This window comes from Homoserinimonas sp. (assembly GCF_056262345.1).
This window is the reverse complement of sequence record NZ_JBACFR010000261.1, coordinates 1-5,418: the sequence shown is the minus strand read 5'-3', so window position 1 is coordinate 5,418 and position 5,418 is coordinate 1. Positions and strand designations below refer to the sequence as shown.

5 protein-coding genes are annotated in these 5,418 nt (G+C 66.8%); 1 reads left to right on the top strand and 4 read right to left on the bottom strand.

Translation table 11 applies throughout. The features are described from left to right. Positions 1 to 66 precede the first annotated feature (66 nt). Genes AC062T_RS12340 through AC062T_RS12330 form a run of 3 tightly spaced genes read right to left on the bottom strand, consistent with a single transcriptional unit; the run spans position 67 to position 3,639 of the window. Positions 67 to 1,410, bottom strand: a complete 1,344-nt coding sequence (locus AC062T_RS12340; protein WP_476030449.1) for a YveK family protein — start codon at positions 1,408 to 1,410, stop codon at positions 67 to 69. Further along, on the bottom strand, positions 1,382 to 2,719 hold the full coding sequence (locus AC062T_RS12335) for a hypothetical protein (protein WP_476030447.1): 1,338 nt from the start codon (positions 2,717 to 2,719) through the stop codon (positions 1,382 to 1,384). The genes AC062T_RS12340 and AC062T_RS12335 overlap by 29 nt, the downstream gene beginning before the upstream one ends. Further along, on the bottom strand, positions 2,716 to 3,639 hold the full coding sequence (locus tag AC062T_RS12330) for an O-fucosyltransferase family protein (protein ID WP_476030445.1): 924 nt from the start codon (positions 3,637 to 3,639) through the stop codon (positions 2,716 to 2,718). Before AC062T_RS12330 ends, AC062T_RS12335 begins: the two co-directional genes overlap by 4 nt. Before the next feature lie 62 nt (positions 3,640 to 3,701). On the opposite strand from AC062T_RS12330, the gene AC062T_RS12325 reads away from it, so the two are divergent. Then, positions 3,702 to 4,757, top strand: a complete 1,056-nt coding sequence (locus AC062T_RS12325) for a glycosyltransferase (protein ID WP_476030443.1) — start codon at positions 3,702 to 3,704, stop codon at positions 4,755 to 4,757. On the opposite strand, the gene AC062T_RS12320 is transcribed toward AC062T_RS12325, so the two are convergent. After that, the coding region (locus AC062T_RS12320) for a glycosyltransferase family protein (protein ID WP_476030441.1) at positions 4,733 to 5,418 on the bottom strand (686 nt) is incomplete at its 5' end. The genes AC062T_RS12325 and AC062T_RS12320 overlap by 25 nt on opposite strands.

Genomic DNA, 5,418 nt, shown 5'->3' with positions numbered 1-5,418 from the left:
CGACCGCCCCGGGCTCCTATGTCTTTTCTATCCCCGCTGAGGGGCAGGCCGACTACCATCTCGAAATCAGCTATTCCGCTGGCTCACCACTGGTGATGGTCCGGCCGTAGGTTCTGCGGGTGTCGCCGGTGCTGCCGGTGCTGCCGGTGTAGCCGGTGTAGCCGGTGTCGCCGGGGTGGTGGTGCGCAGGCCGCTCGCCCATTGGCCCAGCGCGGAGGGCATCCGGGCGGAGGTGCTGGTCCGACGCGGGTGATCGCGCCTCACGACGACGCCAAGAATGCGAACGCCTGCGGATTCGAGCTGCCGCAGTGCCGTCGTGAGCTGATGCGCACGAACCCGCCGGGCATCCACAATCACGAGGGCGGCGTCGACCGATGGTGCCAGGAGTAAAGCGTCGGCAGAATCGCCCAGTGATCGGGTGGAAACGAGAGCGACTTCTCCCCGAGTTACGAGGCCTTCCGTGCGAATGGTCACACCGGCGATCGAGTCGGCGAGATCATCCGACTCGGCGAGATCGCCGTCGAACGACTCCGCAGTCACTCCGGCATCCGAAAGCGACTCAGCCAGCGTGGCCGCCACGGCGGAGGTGCTGGCGTTGTGAGCAACCGCCACGACGAGGATTCGATGAACCTCCTGCGATTCGATTGTGTGACGAAGTACCGCTGTTGTGCGCTGCACGCTTTCCGCCGCGCGCGAGGAGGCGGGCCGCTCAAGCATGCCCATCACGGGAGCATCCGTCACGGCACGCACGTCGTCTACCCCGCGAAGCCGGTTGTCGTACCGCTGCCGCACAGCAGCCAGGACTATTCCGGCCAGCAGCCCGAGTATGGCTCCCGCCGCCACGAAAGTGCGGAGACCGGGGCCGGTGGAACTCGACGGGGCGACCGCCGGTTGAATCGTGGAGACGGTGATGAGCGGGCCGAGATCTGCGTCGACGGGCGAATTCTTGACGGCGTATTCAGAAACCTCCGCCGCGATGGCGTTCGCAATATCCGCGGCCTCGTCCGCGGAGGCATCCGAAACGGAGATGTGGAGCACCGACGTGGCGGGCGGGGTTGTCGCCGAGACCCGCCCCGCGAGGGCCGCTGGCGACGTTTGCAGCCCGAGCTCCTTAACCACAGGGGCAAGGATCGTCGACGACTTGGCCAGCTCGGCATACGACAGCATCGCGTCGCGAGTGTAGGTGGCTCCCTGGTTGATGTCCGTCGCCGATTTCGCATAGGCGACGGACATGCTCAGCGTTGCGCGGGCGGAGTAGGACGGGGTCGCGCTCAGCGCCAGGTACGCCGCGATTCCGACGCCCGCGAGAACAGCGAGCACGACGATCCACCATTGGCGCAGATAGCTGCGCGCGCCGTGGGGACGGCCGGGGGTGCCGAGGTCATGTGGTGTGGGGAGTTGGTGTGTCATGGGGTGCCTGTTCTGTCGGGAGGTGCTGAACGCGGTGAGAAGGAACAGCCCGTGTGGGACGGGGTGGAACGAATGGAGCAATGGAGAAGAACTCGGTGCGGCTGGCCCCCGTGCGGCGGGCAGCCGCGAGGCTGCTCACGGCAAGGCCGGCGACCAGCCAGAAGATGATCGTGTACTGCGTGATGAGGGCCACACTGAACAGCGCCGGGATCTGGGCAACGATGGCGACGGTCGCCGGGGTGGCCGACGATCGCAGCACAGCGATGACAGCGGCGACCAGCAGCAGGGTGAGCATGAGCAGCGGCACGATGCCATAGCTGAGGCCCGTGAGGATGAAGGAGCTGTCGATCGAGCGGAAGCCGCCAAAATAGGCGGAGCCGTCTGCCGCGCGCAGGAACGCTGGCGACTGGCCCAGAAGCTTCATTTCTCCCAGGAGGGGGATCAGGTCGCCGCGGTACTCGGCGCTCGCCGAGGCCTCATCCCCCGCAACGTCGAAGATCGTGGAAACCGGAGGCCAGAGGGTCACGGCGACGGCCGCGGCGGCGACCATCAGGCTGATGCGCAGCCGAGCGGAACCGGCCTCCCGAAGAAACAGCACCGAGAGCACGAGTGCGATAGCCGCACAGGTCATCCCCGTTCGACTCACCGTCATCGTCGAGGCCCCGAGCACCAGCATCGTGGCGAAGAATCGCACGGGCTCGGGCAGAGGCGAGGTGAGCACAAGGGGCACGACGAGGGCAAGGCTCGCACCGAGCGCGATGGAGTGGCCAAAGGCACCCTCGGCGCGCAGCACCCCGCCGCGTTCCTGCAGCGAGCCCCAGGTCGCATAGAGCGAGTTGTTCGCCGCGAGGTCAACGAAGGGGTTCCAGACGGTGGCGAACTCGACGATCGCCAGGGCTGCGACGAGACAGAAAACTAGGGTGATCATCACAGACACGGCGGGCATTCCGAGGCGCACCGCCGCGGTGCGCCCGAGCACGTAGCCGAAGCCCCACTGCGTGATCATTACGGCACCGCTTGAGAAGGTCGAGTCGCCCGTCGCGAATGCGATGGCCCACGAGAGCACAACAAGGCCAAGGAGCGCGTCGGCCAACACCGGGCGCACGTCGCGCCACGGACGCATCACGACGATTGCAGCAACCGCCGCAAGAGACGCGGGCGACCATCCGATGCCGATGTTGATGCTGAACCAGTAGGGCACGAAGCACGCGATGGCGAGCCAAGCGATGAACACCGACGATGCGAGTGGTGGCCAACCCGCCGTAACTCGCGCATGGGCCCGAGGTGCGCGCTGCTCTGTGGTTGTCATGAGGGGCTCCCGTCAAACGGGTCGCTTCGCCGCAGCGCCGAACTCGGCGAGGCGAATCGCTGGGCAGGCCGAAGGGGGTCGAGCGCAAGCCCAGCCGCGTCCAGGTCGATCGGCCCGGACCTCTTGTCCACTGCGGTCTCAAACGTGAGACGGTCGCCCGCGAGGTGTTCGGCGAGGTGCACGAAACTCGAAAAGTGGGGGCCGATCAGGTAGCCGGATGACGCCAAAAGATAGAGGTCGACGATCGAGGAGATCACCCCCGCCGTGGTGTTGTAGTCACCCTTGTCGGCCTGTGCGACGCATCCGGGGATGTCGGCCATCACGGCTTCTTGGACATCCGGTCGATCGCACGAGATGTAGAAGATGACCCCGGGGTTGTGGTGGCGCACCTCCGTGAGCCTCGCGAGAAACCATTCGACGGGAGACGCGGCGAGCGTTCGAGCGTGGGAGACGGAGTGGGCCCTGATCATCACGCCCGCGTAGGGAACGCCGCGAAGGCGCTCGTCAAAGAGCTGCTCCACCCTGTCGGCGATTTCTGCCGTGGGTCGCAGAGCCCTGAACCGCTCCTGCCACGGGCGCGCTGCCGCGGGCAGGGCAATGGGGCTGCCGGTGCGGATCTGCCAGAGGAGGCGGCGCCGGCTTTCGTCGGTGATCCAGTCGAGGGTCTCATCGCCGTAGGGGAAAACCCGTGCCAGCCCCCGGGAAACAGCCCTGCTTACGACGGGCGCCGTGAAGTCCCAGAGCTGGTCGAAGCGCGGCCCGAACAGGCGGCCGGTCGGCCACACATAGGCGAACGCCCTGTCTTCGAGTTCAGCGAGGCTCTGCGCGCCCAGAACCACCCTGACCCGGTTGCCCAGGCCGGAGTCGTAGCCGTTGTAGGCGATCAGCCCAGGTCGTGGCCAGCGAACCCTGCTACTCATGAGCATCCCTCCGGGTAGTCTGTGGGGCATTCGGCAGGTCGAGAGGCGCGAGAGGAAGTCAGATGGCGGTGAATCTCGAATCCGGTGAGCGTCCCCTTCGAGTGCTGCAATCGCTTCGCGTGGTGCGCGCCACCACGAATCCCTACCTCGTGCAGCTCGTCACAGCGCTTGAGCGGGAGGCGAGCGTCGAACTCTTCACATGGCCGCGCGCGCTTCTGGGCAGGTGGGACGTGCTGCACATTCACTGGCCCGAGCTGCTCTTCGTGCGCGAGGGGCGACTGCGCACCGCCGCGGGAGCCGCGCTGTGCTGGTTGTTGCTGATGCGGGTGCGCCAGGGTAACCGGGCGATTGTGCGCACCGTTCACAATGTTCGGCCCCACGAAGATCGGGGAGGGCTGACCGAGCGGATGCTCGCCCGCATCGACTCCGCGACGACCTTGTTCATCTCCATGGCCGATGCAGACGGGGCCGAGGCGGACGGGGCCGAGGCCGACGGCGCGAATGACGTGCCCGTCGAGGTGATCCCCCACGGTCACTACTCGGATTGGTATCCGCGGGTGGGTTCTCCGCCCGTCGCCGGCCGCGTCCTGTTCTTCGGCTTGATTCGCGATTACAAAAATGCTCCGGCGCTGGTGCATGCATTCCGCGGCATATCTCGCTCCGACGTGAGTCTGCACGTCGTCGGCAAGCTCGATCCCGCCGCGCTGGGTGCCGAGATCGAGAGCATCGCCGCTGGCGACCCGCGCATCCAGTTGAGCTTCGGATACGCCGACGACGACGTGCTGGTGCGTGAGTTCAGCGAGGCAAGCGTCGTGGCGCTGCCCTACCGAGAGATGGGCAACTCGGGCGCGATGGTGCTGGCACTCTCCCTGGGGCGGCCGGTTCTGGTGCCCCGCACCCCCGCCAATGCCGCGATGGCCGACGAGGTCGGAACCCGCTGGGTACGCCTGTACGACGGAGAGCTGACCCCGGCCGCTCTTGAGGCTGCTGTCCTTGAAAGAGTGCCGAGCGATGCCCCCAACCTCTCGTCTCGAGACTGGGAGACCGTGGGACACGCGCATATCGCGGCCTATCGTCGTGCGCTCGAATCGCGTCATGATCGCCTGTATTCCGAGTAGACGTGGCCCCAGGCGCCCGACACGATTCCGCCGCCGCGGTTGAGGCGGCGCAGCCCGCGGGCATGCAGATGCGGGGTGCGGCCCACGACGCCAGCAGCGCTGAGCAGGCCACCAGAGGCAACCCGGGCGAGCCCCGATGCGCTCAACCGCAGGCGAGTCGCCAGCCGCGATGCGCCGTCATCCGCGAGATGAATGCTGGTGCGGCTCCAGGAGTTTCCGCTACGGAACGCCCGGGCCAGCACCCAGTTTCGGGTGAGGCGTGCTGGCGGCACGATGTCGTCTACGGTGGCTTCGTCGCACCAGATGAGATGGCCCTCCCGGCGAACGAGCTCCCGCGTGAACAGTGTGTCCGAGCCGCCGGAGAGCCCGAACGCGGGGTCGAAGCGCAGGCTGCCGACCCGTTTGAGATCCAGCAACAGGTTATTGGTGGCGGCAACATCCACGGGTGTTCCGGTGGGCAGGCGGCGGCGATCAAAGAATCTGCCGGCCACAATCCACGGCTCGGGATCGCAGGAGAATCGGGAGATCACGGGTCCCACGACTCCCGGGGCGTCATGTGACCGGTAGGTCTCAAGCAAGCGGTGCAGCCAGAGCGGGGACGGGCGCTCATCATCGTCGATAAAGATGAGGAGGTCGGCGTCGCCCGCGCTGTCGAGCGCCC

Coding starts and splice junctions, on each gene's coding strand:
- AC062T_RS12340 (WP_476030449.1), bottom strand. CDS start 1,410: ATGACACACCAACTCCCCACACCACATGACCTCGGCACCCCCGGCCGT.
- AC062T_RS12325 (WP_476030443.1), top strand. CDS start 3,702: ATGGCGGTGAATCTCGAATCCGGTGAGCGTCCCCTTCGAGTGCTGCAA.
- AC062T_RS12330 (WP_476030445.1), bottom strand. CDS start 3,639: ATGAGTAGCAGGGTTCGCTGGCCACGACCTGGGCTGATCGCCTACAAC.
- AC062T_RS12335 (WP_476030447.1), bottom strand. CDS start 2,719: ATGACAACCACAGAGCAGCGCGCACCTCGGGCCCATGCGCGAGTTACG.